Raw genomic sequence first — 17,240 nt, forward strand, 5'->3', positions numbered from 1 at the left:
GTTATTTTTTATTTAACTTTATATGGTACCTGCAAACATAGATCATCTTTTCATTCAGTTCTTCTTTCATATGAAATATGACCTCTGATAATACAGAATCTTCATTATAAACATACTCTCCCTCAATGGCGTACTTATATTCCAGAGCATTTCCAAGTGTTCTCTGATATTTATCTTTATAAATACTTTCAAAACGGGACTGGTTCCCTTTACTTTCGCCATCCAGTTTAACAGTGAAACCTCCATCTTTATTGTTTGAAATTCTGTATAAGGAACTGTACTCAAGTTCTTCCCCCGGGAAAAGGGTTGACAACGTTGTTCTTACAGGAATTTCATCTGTAAAACTTCCTCCGCTGAATACAGGTAAAGGATAAAACATGATCTGATACAAAAAGTTTTGTCTGATATTACGATCTATATTGTTAAATTCCTGATCATAGATCTGAATAAATACTTTATAACTTTCTTTTACCAGCTCAAAAAAATGAAGATCCTTTTTTATCTCTTCCCACCTGCTTACAATTTCATTTTTATTGGTTACTTCATGAATACTTTTATCGGTATTTAAAGATAATTCAACAACCTCCGTCGCTTTATTTATTTGTTCAAGGATCTCATAAAACGGCTGCATCTGTCCGTCTGCCTGAATATATCGCTGGGTAGAAGACTGTATGGTAATATGATTGTATTCTCCCGGCATTACTACCCAGTCTTCTTCTATTTCTGTCTCGTTAGCCTTCCCTGTACCTAAAGTAAGATAGGATTTGATATTGATATGATATTCTCCTTTTTTATACCAGGCATATTTAAATCCTGACAACTGGTCATTTTTTTCAACTTTATTCGGGTCCAAAGTCATGTTTTAATACGTTTTAGAATACATTCGCGGCATCAGTTAATATCAACATTACTTCCGGTAATAAATATATCTCCCGTAGCATTCATTGAAGTGACTGCTTTACTGTGAATACTCAGATTATCCTGTGTTACCAGTAATGCATTTTTTAATGAATTCAAATCCAGCATTCCTTCTTTGGCAGATATAGTAATGCCTTCTTTAGTAATTGTGATACTGTTTTGACCTACCCTTATTTCAATTTTTGTTTTTCCTTCCAGAGAAATATTTCCGTCTGCATCCATTGTCAGGACTGAATTGGCTGCCCCACCTTCTTTTCCTCCGACATTAATGGAATTTGTACTGCCGGCATTTACCGTATTATTATTTCCTACGTTTACCGTTTTATTGTTATTGGCATTGGTCTGGACATTTCCTGCTCCGTCAAACTTCATATTGGCCCCGCCCTGATCCGTTAGAAATACCGAGCCTTCACCATCATTTAATTCTAATTTATTTCCGCTTCTGCTGCTCAGGCTTTTTATATTGTTACCGGCTCCGCCACCACCACCTATTCCACCATGGAACATTCCTCCCATCACAAACGGACGGTCCGGGTGCTGATGTACAAAATTGACAATAACCTGGTCGCCGACTTCCGGAACAGCCATAAATCCTCTGTTCTTACTTACTTTATCACTACTTCCGGCATCCGGGGTCATTACGCGGATAAATTCAGTAGTATCTGGTCCGCTTTGCCAATCAAACTGCACCCGTACTCTTCCCTGGTTTAAAGGATCTGTATTTGAAATTACTTTTCCAAACTGGGCTTCTGCTTTTGGCATCTGAAATTCGGGACGCGGGATAAATCCTGTATCTGCGGCAATTGCTTCAAATTTACCATCGTAATAGCCTCTGGCATCTACTTCGTGAGTAACTTCAATAATCATCAGCTTGGTAAAATAAGTCGTTTCATTACTCCCGGATTTGCGCATTTCGATATCTGCGGTACATCCCGGATATAAGAAAGGAACTGTTGTGGTTCCCGAAGTAACGAAGACTTCTGAAGCTTTGCTTCCTGCGGTTCCCTTCTGGGAAGCATCAATATCCATAAAGGAAGAAGCTTTGATAGGAGCAACTCTCAAAGAAGGGGTTGTAAAAGTTTTTTCTGATATTTCGTAAGCTCGTCTTGCAATATCTGATGTATGGTTAATTTTTGAACTGCCAGTTGTCAGCTTCTCATTTTTACTGCTGTTATAGCCATAAAAGGTAGGACTTACATGCTGGGCCTTCATTTTGATGGCAATATCACTTACACTGCTTCCATAAGTAAGCCTTACAGGCTTTTCCTGAGGCGGCAGTTTCCCGAAGTGCAGAACTTCACCATCATAATAAAACTGCTCTCCATAGGCTTCGGCCATTCTGGCGAGATAATTATAATGGGTTTCTTCATATTGTGAGCTGTAGGATATATTTCCATGTTGTGCATCTACTCTGAAATCGAATTTATGCTGTCCCAGTCCTTCTTTAATTACCTGATCAGCAATACTGTTCAGACTTACAGGCTGGCTTCCTCCAAAGCTCTGAATATGAGGAGCAGCATCTAAAAGTACAGTTGGGCTGTAGCCTTTGATCATAATATTTCCAAGACTTCCTTTTTCCTGGCTGAATCCCACTTCTGTAACCACTCCTACAAAATTACGTTCAGCTCCTTTTTCAATATCTTTATATTTGAAAACAACTGTGATTCTTTTTCCTAAAAATTTCTGAGCTTCTTCCAGATTGTGGTTTTCCGGTTTACCCAAGGTATCATGGGCCAGCATCAGACTGAATTCATGGTGCCTGGTAGCACTCTGCACCAGCTTAAAATGCTTGAAATGATTAATGATCTGTCCTTCAATAATGACATCGAGCCTGATAACCCGATTGATTCCTGCTATATAACTCTGAGAAATAGCTTCTGCATTATGTATTTTTGAAGTAGGCTGCTTGGCCCACACTTTTGTCTCAACAACGGAAGGATCATTGGAAACCAGCGTTTGATTCAGAAACTTACCTGTTTCTTGTACCGGGTTTAAATGTTGCGCAGTTTCTGCTGTTTTTTTTATTTTATCCCCTGCTTTGTGTACCTTTTCCTCTGCTTTTGCAACCGCATTTTCCTGTGCAGTTTTTTTGATTGTCTCTTTATCCTGGCTGATAGATTGTTGAGAATTCTTTACTTTAATTTTATCATCTTGAAACATAGTGTTGCGTGTTTAAGTTAATAAATATTGAATTGAAACTGTAGGTATTATTACCGGCTCTGTAAATTTCAGATATGGTTTCTATTGAGTGATTATTTATCTGAAACTTATTTTAAAGCAGAAAACAGAACAGCGTCTCTTGCCCGCTGTCCTGTACCAATTTTATTTTTACTAAGATGATGAATAGGCTTATTTACCTGCTGAAGGCCATAGTCCTGCGTACTGAGAAGTACCGTAGTCAATGGTTTCAGCACTTACTACGAAGCTGATCAGCATACTGTTGCTGTCAATAGCATCAAAGTCTACTTCGTGCTGGATTACATATCCGTTCTCCCATTTCAGAGTGATCAGTGTTCCTTCTTCATGAGATTTGTTGAAGGTGATTTCTCCTACGGTCGGTTTGTATTTACCATTTAATAAACTTTCAAGGATGTCTGATTTTTCAGTAGCTTCTACCGTAACCTTGATGAGTGCATTGGAAGGATCTGATGCTACACGTCCTGATACGTCTGTAGATCTTGATACGCTGTAATTCATTTTTAACAGCTTCTGTCCTTCTCCGTTGTTGAATTTTAAGATTCCTCTTGAATTTCTTTCTGCCATGATTGTAAATTTTAATCGTTAATATTTTGTGATTCAGTGATTGTATAGCAAAGATAGAGGCTCTTTACTGCTAAAAAAAACTTTTGAATATAAATCTGAAAAAGTGTAGTAGTTCTACGATTTATTGTCGTAATTCTACGACATTGGATTTAATAAATCTATTCAATACACGATTACTAAAGGATTTCAACACATTTAAAAGGATAAATAAAATCAACAATTTTCCACATTATTGAGAAATATTAAGATTCTTTTAATAAAATTAATATATTTTTAACAGGTAATGAAAAACGCAGCAAGTAAGAAACCTGCTGCGTCTTTTTATTCTATTCGATAGTATCTACTGTTGAGCCTTTCCGCCTTCTTTTATGGAACGAACCAATATTTTATTTTTTCTCAGCAGAAAATCAGGCATCAGATCAACCGGAAGATAGAAAGGGCTTTCCCCTTTTTTCTGCAGTTCTTCTACAATTCCCGGATTCCAGGCAAGAATTTTATCTACTCCTATATTCAGTTCAGCCGCAACAACATTCAGATTGAATCCGGCATTGATTTCTGTTTCTGAAAGTGCAGCAGCAGTCTCTTTCCGGTCTCCTTCAAAAAATACCTTATTGATTCTTGATGAATTATAGTTATTCAGGACACTCTGAAGTTCTCCGGTAGCATAACATGCATTCAGGTATTTCTTCACGTGATTAATGGTTTCTCCTGGAAGATATTTATAAAATTCATGATATTGAGAGGAACCTGCAGCTTCCATTGCCTTGGCTATATTTCCTTCGCCACAGTTGTAAGCAGCGACTACTGTCACCCAATTATTATACTTTTTATAGAGGTTACTTAAAGAAATAGCCGCTGTTTTGGTACTTTTATAAAGATCCGTACGTCCCTGCTCAGTAAGCCCGTACTGATTGGCATGTGCAGTCATAAACTGCCAAACCCCTACTGCTCCGGCTCCTGAAGTGATATTTCTGTCAAAATTAGACTCAATCAGAGCCAGGTTTCTCAAATGTTTGGGAAGTCCTTTCTGAAGAAGTAACTGCTCAATAAATTCTACCAGATCTTTATTGGCATTAATGATACTCCTGTACTTTTTCACACTGCTTTCCGAAGTATCGGAAGCGGCAAGAAACTGTCCGTTGATCATGATAACGGATCCTAATAATAGAAAACCTGTAAAGATATTTCTGACAATCGTTTTCATTTTAATTTTATTTATAAGCAAAAGGCAAAAAAACGGTTTGCAGATCTGCCTTTTTACTGTATACTTAATCTACTTTCCAGCTTAGTTTTTCTTCTTCTTTATTCCAATCTACATGTATAGTTTGTCCGGATTTTACTTCTTCTCTGACAATCATTTTAGAGATAGGTCTTGCAAGCTGTGCACGGATTACTCCAGAGATCTGTCTTGCTCCGTACTTACTGCTGAATCCACCTAATGCAAGGTTTCTCACAGCATCATCACTTATTTTTAAAGTGATACCCAGCCTTGTTAATGAAGTATGAAGTGATTTCAGTTGAATATTAAAGATTCTCTCCGCGATGGATTCTGTGATCGGTGCAAAAGGAATGATCTCTGTAATTCTTGCCAGGAACTCAGGTCTGAACCGTCCTGAATTTGACATAATCTGCATCAGTGAAGATGATTCCGGAATTTTCCCTTCTTCAAACTGTTTTACAATTTCTTCACTTCCGATATTGGAGGTAAACAGGATCAATGCATTACTAAAATCTCCTTCTTTCCCTAATTTATCATGAACTTTTCCTTCATCCATAATCTGAAGGAAGACATCAAAAACAGAATGGTGGGCCTTTTCAATTTCGTCAAATAATACAACAGTATAAGGCTGTTGTCTAATTTTATTTACCAGCATACCTCCTTCTTCATATCCTACATATCCCGGAGGCGCTCCATATAGCAATGCTGCGGAATGCTCTTCTTTAAATTCTGACATATCAAAGCGTACCATTGCCTTTTCATCGTTGAAAAGTAATTCTGCCATTGATTTTGCCAGCTCTGTTTTACCGGTTCCTGTAGGTCCCAGAAGGAAGAAAGATCCGATGGGCTGTCCCGGCTTATTCAATCCGCTTCGGTTTTCAACAATGGCATCGGAAAGGATTTTTAATGCATGGTCCTGTCCTACCACTCTGTTCAACAGAAGGGATTCCATATTCAGAAGTTTTTCTTTTTCCTGGGCCTGGATTTTCCCGATTGGAATATTGGTTTTGGCAGCCATTACCGCGGCCAGTTCCAATCTGTCTACTTTTTCTCTTTTCTTAGCTGCATGCTGTAAAAGCTCTGCGTAGGTATCTTCAATAATCTTCTGAATCTGATCTACGGGCATAGAGTTGTCAATCGAAGGCTGTTCACTCAGTGATCCCCACAGAATCGGGCTTATTTTATCTCTCAACAGATTGTAAGTCCAGATCAGCTCATCTGCTTTATCTTTGCTGTCAGCATATTCTTCCTTCAAAATTGCATCATAACTTTCTTTCCAGCTTTCAAGTTCTTTTTCGGAAAGTTCATCAAGCATTTTAATCGCAGCCATTGTTCTGTCTAACAAATCGATAGCTGCATCCGGTAATTTTTTACCTTTGGCATATCTTTTGGCAAGACGTACACATTCGGGAAGGGCTGTTTTTTCCACTTCAATACCGTGGTGTTTTTTGTACCCTTCAAGAAGTACATCTATCATTTTGACGCAGGTTTTCTCGTCCGGTTCAAGAACGGTTAACACTTCAAAACGACGGTTGAAAGCCTGCTCCGGCTCAATAATTTTTCTGTATTCTTCCTGTGTAGTAGCTCCGATTACGGTAATTTCACCTCTGGCAAGCTCGGGCTTCAGGAGATTGGCAACGTTTCCGATACTTCCTTTCGGGTCTAAAAGGGTATGAATTTCATCAATGAAAAGAATGGCTTTTTCAATTTTCTTACATTCATTGATGACTTTTTTCAGGCGGTCTTCAATTTCACCTTTATAAGAGGTTCCTGCCAGTAATGCTCCGGTATCCAGTTCTAAAAGGGTACCGTTTTTAAGCATTTCAGGAACATTTCCTTTAATAATTTCTGTAGCAAAGCCTTCTACCAAAGCTGTTTTTCCTACTCCCGGCTCTCCGATAATGATCACATTCGTTTTGCTTCTGCGGCAAAGAATTTCCACCAGCATTCTAAGTTCTTTATCTCTTCCGATAATATTTTCGATTTCTCCTTTTCTTGCCTGTGCCGTTCTGTCTACGCAGTAACTTTTAATGGAAGGAAAGGAAGTATCTGAATAGTCTGAACCATTTGAAAATAATGATGAGAAGTTCCCATCTTCTGAAACAGTAAACGGAGTATCTTTTCTGTACAGATTAAAGATTTCATGTTCTCTCAACGGAAGTGATTTTAACTGCTGAAGAGAGAATACAACCTGTGGTTTTACAATGGCTGTAAGGATGCAGATCGGAGTAATCTCATCCAGTCCTAATTTTAAGCGGATATCGTCAGCCTCTTCAATAAGGGTATCCACTGCATCATCCTGCCCTACTTCATCCGGAAGATGACTGGTTTTCGGGTATTCTTCGATTCGGACATCTGCCCATTCATAGAAGTAGCCCGGATCTTTATCTATGCTTTTCAGGAATTCATTAAGTCCGATATCTTTATGCATTAAAGCCTGCAGGATATGCGGGCCACCATAAGTTCCATTATAATTTTCCTTCGCTATTGACTGAGCAATGTGAAATAGTTGCTTTACTGTTTCGTTGGTTACTAGTACTCCCATTTATAATTTTCTTATATTAATATATTTGCGTTCTGTTTTATGTGCTGATTTGATGGTTTCGATCTATATTTTCCATCCCTTTTATAAGGGTATAAAAAATTGTTTCTTTTTGTGATGCTAAAATTAGTTATTTTATTCTAAATGATATAAAGATAGTTAATTCTTCAAATAGAGAAGAAACATGGTTTTTTGTTTTACCCTCATGACCTCTATTGGATTATTACCTAAAAGAGGTTATTAATATTGCTGAATTAATGAATTCACCCATAGGATAAGCTATAAATTTAATTATTAGTTAATCCAGATTTAGAAAAAAGAATATTCTTTTCAAAGCATTTTAATATTAACTGCTCACAAACGGAACCATTTTTTTCTCCAGTTCTGCACCTGATTGACCATCTAAAACAACTTTTTGAATATCTCCGTCCGGGATAAGGTATTCTATTACCCAGACCTTTTTACCATTGAGAACATCTTTTCTAACCCGGGTATAAACCCCGGAATCATGATACCCTTTCGGAAGCTCAATTTTATTCTTTTCACAATACCTCACTACCTTTTCAGGAGTAAAACCATATCCTTCATCTGTATTTTCTTCTCTAATAAGCTTACCTGATTTATCAAAATAATATAACATTCCTACGGGAGAACCCATGTTAAATGACAATGATTTATTTTTTTATGTAACCATTTTATAATAGAATTTATCTGATTTATAAAAAGAATTCTCATAGTAAATACTTAATCCATATCCACCTTTAGAAGCAGAAAAGATTTCTTTTCTTTCTTCCGGAGTTTCAATACATCTGTCATCCTCTTTTTTCTTAGAATTCTGTATAGTAATCTTTTCAAATTCATTAGTAATTTTTGGAATCATTGTTTTTTGTAATTCCTGAGATCGACATTGTAGAAAAAAAACCAACAAGAATACTACGAATAGTTTTTCTATAAATCTTTTATCAATCATGTAATTATGGGTTATAAAAAGGTACTGTCTTCTTTTGAAGTTCTTTTCCTGTTTTACCATCCAGAATGATTTCTTCTATTTTGTCGCCTGCAATTTGGTGAGAAATCCTCCATACTTTTTTGCCTTCAAAATCCTGTTTTAATACTCTGGCCTGATAACCAGAATCATGGTAGCCTTTAGGCAGATCAATTTTATTCTTTTCACAGTATGCAATAATATCTGCAGGTTTAAAGTCGTAGCCTTCATCTGTGTTTTCCTCTTTGAGGAGCTTACCAGATTCATCATAGTAGAACCATATACCTATTTCAGTACCATTATTGAACGTAATTCCTTTTTCCTTAATTTTTCCAGTTGGGTAATATAGGACAGTATGACAAAAGATATCATCTTTCTTGTATACCTGTTTTATAAATCCATACGATTGCTTATCCTCTACAACAGTAGCATCATTAGACTTTACAATCAAGGTTCCTCTTACAGAATTTTTTAGAAAATTTTCAATATCAAATTTTTCATACTTATTATCAACAATTGGTATCATATATTTATCTATTTTTTGAGATTGGCATTGTATAAATATACTCAACCATATTAACACTATTATTTTATTCATAACTACCTATTTTATAGATAAATTGGCCTTTCTCCATTGCCAATAATATAATGAACATCGCTTATTGTCATTTCCTCCATGATGCGAGTAATCCAATAAATTATCTGTCTTTCTATACTCATACGTATACAATGCGTGAGAAGATGCCTCCTTATTTGCAAATGTATGGGCTAAATTCATAGAATGAAGAAATTCATGTGCTGCTGTCTGATCGTTTTTGCTTTTAAATACGACCACATAATCTGCTCCATAATTTGAATACCCGGAAACATGTCCCCCTACATCGTAACCATGCTCAGCAAAATAAAATGCTTTGAAATGCTTTGTGTATTTCTTAGGATAAGCTTTTTCCAATTGAACTTTCAAATAATCCTGAAGCTCTTTTCCTCCGCTCTTTTTATCAGGATCTACCTCACCATTGGTTACAAAATCAATAAAATTTTTATCTGCTGTTAAATCTAGCTCAACAATATCAGAATCATCTGATAATTTGATATATGCTTGCTCAAGATATTGATTAATCCTATTTTTTTCATCGTTTATTACTGGCTTTTCTTCTTTTTTTGAAGAAATAGCAGGAGTCTTTATTTCAACAAATACAACATCTTTTTTCTTCTGTTTTGTATTATCATTGGCCCAGACATTTATTTTTCCGGCAATTGATTCAACGGTTGCACCTGCTTCAGTTTTAAAAGCTTTTAACTCTATAGTCTGATTACCTGTAAACTCTTTTATGCATTTGACTGTCACTTCATAATCGTTCAAAGCTATTTTCTTTTTACCTTTTATTTCTATTTTGTCAGGAGTAAAAATAAAATAATCAGATTTGGTAAACTCCAAATAATCAGCTTCCTGTTGGATTTCTGCAAAAAAAGTAATCTTAACTTCTTTATCTTTTAGGATGGATAGCCACGGTATAAAATATTCTTCAGGAACATCTTTTCCTGTTTTTTTATCTTTTTTTGTTTTCCATGCAACAGAGAAAGGATTATACTCTTTTTTAAGGTTATTAAACATTGTTTCATTAACCTCAAAGTATCCATCATATTTATTGTCATTTTTTACTTTTGTAGTAAACTTTGCATCTTCATACTGATAAGCTACAATATCCTCAAATTTTTGATCATTAAAAAGGCTCGTATCTCCTATTCTCATCCAATCAAAGCCAAACTCTCCTTTCCAGTTTTTATTCGGCCTGAATTGTACAATCAATTGTATAAGCTGTTGTAGTGGTGGAGATTGCGGCGTATTATGGCTCACCCCTTTAGCATTACCCTTTTCAGAAATCCATTTCATGGCACGTGAAATAATACTCTCCTGAGAATACATATTATGATTTTCATGTGAGATTTTGTTGTAGGTGCCTTTTACAATTCTCGTTCTGCTCATGGCTAATGTGCTTTAGATTTCTCACCGCTGTTATTTTGAACTTCCTGCTGGGCATGTTTGTTAATGGAAGCGTTGGAAGTAATGTTGATTTCCTTCTCCGAAATCTCATTTCTTTCCTTCTTTGTTTCGCTGTGTACATCTCCCTCAATGATCTCAGTAAGCTTTCCCGTAATAAATGTACTCACATTTCCTATGACCGAAGTAAGTTTCATAGCGCCTACAGTCTCGGTATTATTTAATCCGATACTATCAGACTTATTCATTCCCACCGTCGTAGTCATATTCTCCCCTACATTGATGTTCATATTCTTACAGTTCAGGGTCATGGTTTCCGGTGCTGTAATATTGATATTGCTTCCTGTAGTATCCAGATGGATCTCATTACCGCTTTTATCAGTAATAATAATACTTTCATCTTCAGTGAAAACTATTCTGTGGCCGCTTCTTGTCTGGATAGATTTTATACGGTTGTCTGCTCCACCGCCAAGACCTATTCCTCCATGGAACATTCCTCCCATTACGAAGGGTCTGTCGGGATGACTATGAACAAAATTCACCATTACCTGATCTCCTACTTCAGGAATTGCCACATACCCGCGGTTCTGAGTAATCTGATCGGTTCCTCCTGCATCCGGACTCATAACCCGGACAAAGTGAGTGGTATCATTCATCTGCCAGTCGAATCTTACCTGAACCCTGCCCTGGCCTTCTGGATCAGCGTTTGAGATTACTGTTGCTATCTGCGGTTGGGCAGCAGGTATTGTAAATTCCGGTTTGGGTAAAAAGCCTGTATCAGCCGCTATGGATTCAAAAGAGCCTGTGTAATGGCCAATTGTATCAATCTCATGAACGGCTTCAGTAACCATCACCTTTGTAAAATAGGAAGTTTCATTACTATCCGGCTTTCTCATATGAATATCCGCAACGCATCCCGGATGCAAAAACGGAACAGTTGTAGAACCTGAAACAGAAAATACATTGACCGCTTCGCTGCCTGATGTACTTCTCTGGGAGTGCTCTACATCCAGATGTGTGGTTGCTTTGATGGGTGCAACCTGTAATGCGGGAGTTTTATATATTTTATCGTTATGACTATATGCTGTACGGGCCAGATCCCCCAGATGGCTGACCGGCGTTTCACCTGAAGTCAGTTTTTCATTTTTACTGCTGTTATATCCGTAGTATTGAGGTTTTGTATGAACAGCTTTTAACTCTACTCTGATATTGTCTGCATTACTTCCGTATATCAGCTTTATAGGTTTATTTTGCGGCGGAAGTTTTCCAAAATGCAATACCTCACCATCGTAGTAGAATTGTTCTCCATACGCTTCTGCCATTCTCGCCAGATAATTGTAATGGGTTTCGTTATACTGGCTGCTGTAAATAATCTGAGAATAATCGTTGGTATCCACTCTTATATCAAACCGTTCTTTATCCAGTCCCTGTTTGATTACTTCTTCTGCAATGATTCCCATATTCACAGGCTTTCCACCGCCAAAACTTTGAATATGAGGAGCTCCATCCAGCAAAATGGTCGGACTGTATCCTGAAAGCACAATATTGCCAAGACTCATCTTTTCCTGGCTGAATCCTACTTTGGTAATAACCCCAACGAAGTTTCTTTCAGGGCTATTCTCAATATCTTTGTACGACATAACGGCTGTCAGACGTTTTCCAAGGAACTTATTAGCTTCTTCAAGAGTATGGCTTTGTCTGTCTCCCAGCGCATCATGAGCAAGGATAAGATTGAATTCGTGGTGGTGACCCGCTTTTTGTTTGAGAGTGAAATGTTTATAGTACTTAATAATTTTGCCTTCTACAACCAGTGACAATTTAACCAGCCGGTTGATGCCCGTATGATGATTCTCGGATATTCCGTCTGCATTTTGTGACGGACGGAAAGAAGATCCTTTTGTCTTTGATTCGGTTTTCATATGCTTTGTGTTTGTGTTGGTATTAAAGATAACAATATTTTACATAACAGACATTATATAAGCCTGTTGTAGAATAAAAATCCTTTGAATTAGTTTTTATTCAGGCAAAAAAAGACCGCCTTTAATAGGGACAGTCTTTTCTCTTATGAATGTTGATAATGTGTGTAATATTAGCTTGACGGCCATAGTCCTGCATACTGAGAAGTACCGTAGTCAATGGTTTCAGCACTTACTACGAAGCTGATCAGCATACTGTTGCTGTCGATGGCATCGAAGTCTACCTGATGCTGGATTACATATCCGTTTTCCCATTTCAAAGTGATTAATGTTCCCTCTTCGTGAGATTTGTTGAATGTGATTTCTCCTACTGTCGGTTTGTATTTGCCGTTTAGAAGGCTTTCAAGGATGTCTGATTTTTCAGTAGCTTCTACTGTAACCTTGATAAGTGCGTTGGAAGGGTCTGATGCCACACGTCCTGATACATCTGTAGATCTGGAAACGCTGTAATTCATTTTTAACAGCTTTTGTCCTTCTCCATTATTGAATTTTAAGATTCCTCTTGAATTTCTTTCGGCCATGATTAGTAAATTTTAATCGTTAGTAATATTTTGTGATTCAGTGATTGTATAGCAAAGATAGAGGCTCTTTGCCGCTAAAAAAAACTTTTCAGTACAAATCTCAGAAATTGTAGTAGTTCTACGATTTGTTGTAGTAATTCTACGACAATGGATTTAAACTGTACCTTATAACTCCCACCAATGAAGCATTTTAAGTTAAATCCCGTTTTTAATACAAATAATTTTTTTACACATAAAAGAGAAATAATGAGACTGAAAGTCTAATTTCAAAGTATAAAATTCAAGGGTTATTATAAAACAGAGAGGTTAATTACAACACAAAAAAAGCAGAAGTAAATACTCCTGCTTTTGATATCATTAAAATAAGATTCTTAATGTTTTGTATATTCCGGCTGTTCTGTTGGAATTCTTGATGGGGTAAAGTATTCATTAAGCCAATAGAAAGTTTGTCCGTTCTGCTGAATTTTTACCGCCGGGTTATTTCTGTTCGCAAGCATTCTGTCTGCCAGATTTTTATAGTGGTAAAAATAGTTTTTCACTGTTTCATTAGGAACAACTTTTGATTTCTTCCAGCCTTTCAGTTTATACTTAGCCATCAATTCTTCTTCAGAAAGATCAAATCCTGTGCTCATTCCGATAGCATAAGACATAGGCAGCTCGTAAAGCGCTCCTTTGTCTAAGAATTTTATCGTAGGATTATATTTCTTAAGCAGCTTAACGTATTCTTTGATAGCTCTTGCCTGGTTGAAATCTGCACGGTCAGCCTGAGTATTTCTGTATACTTCCGTATAGAACGCTTTCAGGTTATCATATTCCGATTCGGAAATAAGGATTCCCTTTTCTATTGCCGGTGTAAATTCTTTCAGATCTTTTGGAATATATCCTTTCACAAGGAACGGGCTTCCGTAATTGATCAGCTGTGCTGCAATGCCTGCAGAAACCGGATTGGTAAGTCCCGGATACAGATATTTATATTTCAGATCAACATCTGTTCTTCCTGCTCCTACTGATGAATGGAAATATTCATTAAGGGATTTATCAACCGTCTGATTGTCCAAAGTAACCTGTGCAATAAGGCTGTCAACCGATTTTTTCAGGAATCCCGGAGTCGTAATGTCTCCTTTTTTAGGGAAGATAACGAATCCCTGGGACATACTCTGTTTAGGATAAGCTAAAGAGAAGAATCCGGCATCACCTTCCACAAGGCTGAAATTATTCTTGGTCAAAACATCATTTTGGTCTATGATCTTTTGTTTTTTGAGTTCAGCAATATTCTTAGCCGTATTGGTAACTACATTTTCCGCCATCAGTACAAAATCATTGTAGGTATCTGCAGATCTTGCACTGGTCTGGAACATGATCAGTCTTGCCTGAGCCTGAGTCAGTGAACTGATTACGCTGTACATATTCCCACTCTGGTTGGCAGAAGTTCCTACAGTTACAACAATATTGGTTTCATCAGGAACATTTGAAAGAAGGTTTCCGGCTGCAGTAAGAGCTTCTCCTACCGGCTGATAACCGTTATTGCTTGCGCAGTTCATTTCATTCGTTTTCTGATCAATAAATGCAGTGATCTTACTGTAGTCTGTGCTTAAGTTGGATACTGCCACATTATCTCCACAAGGATTATTCTTGTATAAAACCGCTCCATATTTAACATTGTTAAAATATGATGGTTTTTCGAATCTAAGCTGAAGATCCTGCAGCAATGATTTTACAATAGGTGCATAAGGCGCATTGGCAGCACTCACATCCAATGCAAACACAATATTGATATTTTTATCTTTTTCCGTGATCTCTCTGTAACGGTCAAAATAGATAGGCTCTCCCAATACGTTGGATACAAAGTTTTTGCTGTAGTCTAAAATATTGGTGAAATATTTTGTCTTGGTATCAGGAGTCGGGGTTTCTTCTAAAGGAAGGTTTACCGGGTAAATATTTTCCAGAGGTCTTCTCTTGTTTACATCGGTAAGAAGAATTGCTGTTTTATTAGTTGCATCTGATGCCGATCCGCCAGGGTACCCTTCATGGATTCCCAGTGTTGTATCGTTAATCCCTGTTGTATTTTTAAGTTTGATGGCAGAACGCTCTCCCCAGGTAGAAATTACATTTGAGCTTACCCACCCGTAAAGTCCCTTGCTGATACTGTCCATATCAACAGAAGGTTTTTTACCTACCAGGAAACGTTTGTTATTCTCAGCCATCTTGTATACGTATACAATCTGTCCGTTAGGGATTTTCACATTGGCTTTTTCAATAAGACTTGGTGAGTTAAACACCATAATAGAGTCATTTTTATAGTACCTTTCAGCATTTCTGATGACTTCGCTGTTATTGGGTACTACCGCTACTCTTACAGGATAACCTGTTTTTTCACTTTTTAAGGCGTTATTCCAGAGAAGAAGGTCAGATTCCGGAATCCAGCCATATGTTTTAACCGATTTTGACGAAACTTTTTTCATTAAAGCATCCGGAACATATTCCGCTACTTTTACCATTCCGTCTCTATGTTTGAGAACCATTAAAGGTTCAAGGAATTTTACTTCTTTGTAAGACTTCTCATCATCTTTGTCCAGGTAAGCCGTATTTCTTGATCTGTCTGAAATAACGATCCATGGAACTGATTTTTTTGGATATCCGTTAACGACAGGGGAAGCATCCACCTGCCCATACTGTGAAGGCTCCGGGGTTTTCTTTGACGGCAGTTTTACCTGGCAACTCGTCAATAATACTGATAACCCTATATAATAGGCTGCTAGAGGAAATTTATTTTTCATCCTATTTAATCTTTTTATGATTGGTACATCCGTAAGGCCGGACGAAATTATTTGCTTTGATTGATATCTACTTTCGTTACACAGTTCTGGGTGTCATCCAGGTTTACTTTTACAGTCTGGATCACCGTATTCTTGTCAAACTGAAGGCCTGCACAATACATGTAGAAGTTGTTTACTTTACTGTCATTTACTTTTACCACTGTATTTTCATTGTTACACAGGTAAGTTTTCAACAGGTAATTGTAATGCATATTGAAACTGTTTCCGTTAGCAATCTGCTGCAGATGATATTTGAAATCGTTGTCAACTTTTGCGTAAGAATCTTCCACAGAAATCTCATCTTCTGCAAGAGCATCATAAGCAGGAAGAATTTTAATACGGTGATAAACAGGGTCTTCGCTTTCTTCTGTATAAAGCGTTACAAGATAATCACCGGGTTTTTTATAGGAATAGATTGTAAATTTATCTTTAGCATCCGTGTTTCCGGTTTCTCCGAATTTCCATGCAAAACGTTTTGCTTCAGAAACAGCACGGAAAGGTACGTTTTCATTTTGCATAGCCTGTGTAGGAGCTTCAATTGTTGTTGTAATCTTGGCTGTATCCTTTGGCTTCTGAACGCTTCTTGCGCTTACCATTACAGGGAAAGATTTCGTATACTTATTGTCTACGATCAAACTCACCTGATAGTATCCCGGTTTATTATAGAAGTGAATACCACTGTTTTTATCTGAAGTTGTCCCATCTCCGAAATTCCATCTTTTGGTTTTGGCAAACTGGGTTTTATCTTCGAATAAAAGTGTGTCTCCTACCGCCAGTGAAGACGGATAAACCACCCCAACAATATCATCTGCCGAATGTATTACCTTTTTCTGCAGCCACAGAGCAACCAATGCTGCAATCAGCAACGTTGCAATAACACCGATAATAATGTTTTTCTTGTTCTTTTGAAAATAATTCATAGTTAGTAATTGTGATGTGTTTTATTTATGTTCCTAGTATTTATTTGCTTACTGCATTCTTGCTTTCAGATCCTGCTCGCGCTGATAGAGCTTATTCTGCTTATCTTTAAATCCGATTCTGCATTCATCTACCTGCTTCTGGAAAATTTTAATGTCTTCAGAGGCTGTTGAAAGAACTTTTTTGTCTTCAAAATACATTTTATAGAATTTTGCGATCTGAGGATAGGCATCCTTACGGATATCCACAACGTCTGTACTGTTGAAATAGCTGTTAAGGTCATTAACGCCCAGCTGAATATTGTTTTCGATGAAAGGTTGTGGACCGTCATCGGTAAGTTTGCTGATCATGGTATAGGTACTGTCCATGATAGGAAGAACAATTTTCTGGTGTTTTTCAAAAGCAGCTTTCTGTTCAAGATTCTGAATACCTCTTACATCTTCATCAGAAAAGGGAGACTGGAATCCTTTTAAAAAGATCACTCCCAAAAATAACATGGCAGTCACCAGCATCAGTATTAAATAAAAAAACTGATAATGCCTTTCTTTCTTAGATAATGTGATTTGTCCCTGCATATCTT

14 protein-coding genes are annotated in these 17,240 nt (G+C 37.1%); all 14 read right to left on the reverse strand.

The features are described from left to right. Window position 1 precedes the first annotated feature (1 nt). A complete protein-coding gene (locus ACE3RB_RS11235; protein ID WP_374464296.1) occupies window positions 2–859 on the reverse strand; it encodes a hypothetical protein in 858 nt (285 codons plus the stop codon). A gap of 32 nt (window positions 860–891) precedes the next feature. After that, a complete protein-coding gene (locus ACE3RB_RS11240) occupies window positions 892–3,078 on the reverse strand; it encodes a type VI secretion system Vgr family protein (protein ID WP_374464297.1) in 2,187 nt (728 codons plus the stop codon). Between the two features lie 189 nt (window positions 3,079–3,267). Next, window positions 3,268–3,681 carry a type VI secretion system tube protein TssD gene (tssD, locus tag ACE3RB_RS11245; protein ID WP_053328223.1) on the reverse strand — a complete coding sequence of 138 codons (414 nt, stop codon included), beginning with the start codon at window positions 3,679–3,681 and terminating at the stop codon, window positions 3,268–3,270. Window positions 3,682–4,021: 340 nt separating this feature from the next. Beyond that, entirely contained in the window at window positions 4,022–4,885 is an 864-nt protein-coding gene (locus ACE3RB_RS11250) for a lytic transglycosylase domain-containing protein (RefSeq protein WP_374464298.1), read from the reverse strand. 64 nt (window positions 4,886–4,949) lie between these two features. Then, the gene (locus ACE3RB_RS11255; protein ID WP_374464299.1) at window positions 4,950–7,445 is read right to left on the reverse strand and encodes an ATP-dependent Clp protease ATP-binding subunit; all 2,496 of its coding nucleotides are present in this window, start codon (window positions 7,443–7,445) and stop codon (window positions 4,950–4,952) included. A 343-nt stretch (window positions 7,446–7,788) separates the two neighbouring features. After that, complete coding sequence (locus tag ACE3RB_RS11260) at window positions 7,789–8,112, reverse strand: hypothetical protein (protein WP_374464300.1); 324 nt, start codon at window positions 8,110–8,112, stop codon at window positions 7,789–7,791. A gap of 12 nt (window positions 8,113–8,124) precedes the next feature. Then, window positions 8,125–8,322: a hypothetical protein gene (locus tag ACE3RB_RS11265; protein WP_374464301.1), complete on the reverse strand. Its 198-nt coding sequence runs from the start codon at window positions 8,320–8,322 to the stop codon at window positions 8,125–8,127. Window positions 8,323–8,416: 94 nt separating this feature from the next. Beyond that, a complete protein-coding gene (locus ACE3RB_RS11270; protein WP_374464302.1) occupies window positions 8,417–9,025 on the reverse strand; it encodes a hypothetical protein in 609 nt (202 codons plus the stop codon). Window positions 9,026–9,031: 6 nt separating this feature from the next. Beyond that, on the reverse strand, window positions 9,032–10,354 hold the full coding sequence (locus ACE3RB_RS11275; protein WP_374464303.1) for a hypothetical protein: 1,323 nt from the start codon (window positions 10,352–10,354) through the stop codon (window positions 9,032–9,034). Between the two features lie 62 nt (window positions 10,355–10,416). Continuing rightward, window positions 10,417–12,348 (reverse strand): type VI secretion system Vgr family protein, encoded by a 1,932-nt coding sequence (locus tag ACE3RB_RS11280; protein ID WP_374464304.1) that lies wholly within the window; start codon window positions 12,346–12,348, stop codon window positions 10,417–10,419. A 170-nt stretch (window positions 12,349–12,518) separates the two neighbouring features. Continuing rightward, window positions 12,519–12,926: a type VI secretion system tube protein TssD gene (tssD, locus tag ACE3RB_RS11285; protein ID WP_002984198.1), complete on the reverse strand. Its 408-nt coding sequence runs from the start codon at window positions 12,924–12,926 to the stop codon at window positions 12,519–12,521. 371 nt (window positions 12,927–13,297) lie between these two features. After that, a complete protein-coding gene (tssR, locus tag ACE3RB_RS11290) occupies window positions 13,298–15,703 on the reverse strand; it encodes a type VI secretion system protein TssR domain-containing protein (protein WP_374464305.1) in 2,406 nt (801 codons plus the stop codon). Window positions 15,704–15,750: 47 nt separating this feature from the next. Continuing rightward, window positions 15,751–16,662: a PKD domain-containing protein gene (locus ACE3RB_RS11295; RefSeq protein ID WP_374464306.1), complete on the reverse strand. Its 912-nt coding sequence runs from the start codon at window positions 16,660–16,662 to the stop codon at window positions 15,751–15,753. 48 nt (window positions 16,663–16,710) lie between these two features. Beyond that, window positions 16,711–17,235, reverse strand: coding sequence for a type VI secretion system transmembrane protein TssO (locus tag ACE3RB_RS11300; protein ID WP_374464307.1), 525 nt, complete (start codon window positions 17,233–17,235; stop codon window positions 16,711–16,713). Window positions 17,236–17,240 lie beyond the last annotated feature (5 nt).

The sequence above is a fragment of the Chryseobacterium sp. genome, from assembly GCF_041914225.1.
GTDB lineage: Bacteria > Bacteroidota > Bacteroidia > Flavobacteriales > Weeksellaceae > Chryseobacterium.

Coding starts and splice junctions, on each gene's coding strand:
- ACE3RB_RS11235 (WP_374464296.1), bottom strand. CDS start 859: ATGACTTTGGACCCGAATAAAGTTGAAAAAAATGACCAGTTGTCAGGA.
- ACE3RB_RS11240 (WP_374464297.1), bottom strand. CDS start 3,078: ATGTTTCAAGATGATAAAATTAAAGTAAAGAATTCTCAACAATCTATC.
- tssD (WP_053328223.1), bottom strand. CDS start 3,681: ATGGCAGAAAGAAATTCAAGAGGAATCTTAAAATTCAACAACGGAGAA.
- ACE3RB_RS11250 (WP_374464298.1), bottom strand. CDS start 4,885: ATGAAAACGATTGTCAGAAATATCTTTACAGGTTTTCTATTATTAGGA.
- ACE3RB_RS11255 (WP_374464299.1), bottom strand. CDS start 7,445: ATGGGAGTACTAGTAACCAACGAAACAGTAAAGCAACTATTTCACATT.
- ACE3RB_RS11265 (WP_374464301.1), bottom strand. CDS start 8,322: ATGATTCCAAAAATTACTAATGAATTTGAAAAGATTACTATACAGAAT.
- ACE3RB_RS11270 (WP_374464302.1), bottom strand. CDS start 9,025: ATGAATAAAATAATAGTGTTAATATGGTTGAGTATATTTATACAATGC.
- ACE3RB_RS11275 (WP_374464303.1), bottom strand. CDS start 10,354: ATGTATTCTCAGGAGAGTATTATTTCACGTGCCATGAAATGGATTTCT.
- ACE3RB_RS11280 (WP_374464304.1), bottom strand. CDS start 12,348: ATGAAAACCGAATCAAAGACAAAAGGATCTTCTTTCCGTCCGTCACAA.
- tssD (WP_002984198.1), bottom strand. CDS start 12,926: ATGGCCGAAAGAAATTCAAGAGGAATCTTAAAATTCAATAATGGAGAA.
- tssR (WP_374464305.1), bottom strand. CDS start 15,703: ATGAAAAATAAATTTCCTCTAGCAGCCTATTATATAGGGTTATCAGTA.
- ACE3RB_RS11295 (WP_374464306.1), bottom strand. CDS start 16,662: ATGAATTATTTTCAAAAGAACAAGAAAAACATTATTATCGGTGTTATT.
- ACE3RB_RS11300 (WP_374464307.1), bottom strand. CDS start 17,235: ATGCAGGGACAAATCACATTATCTAAGAAAGAAAGGCATTATCAGTTT.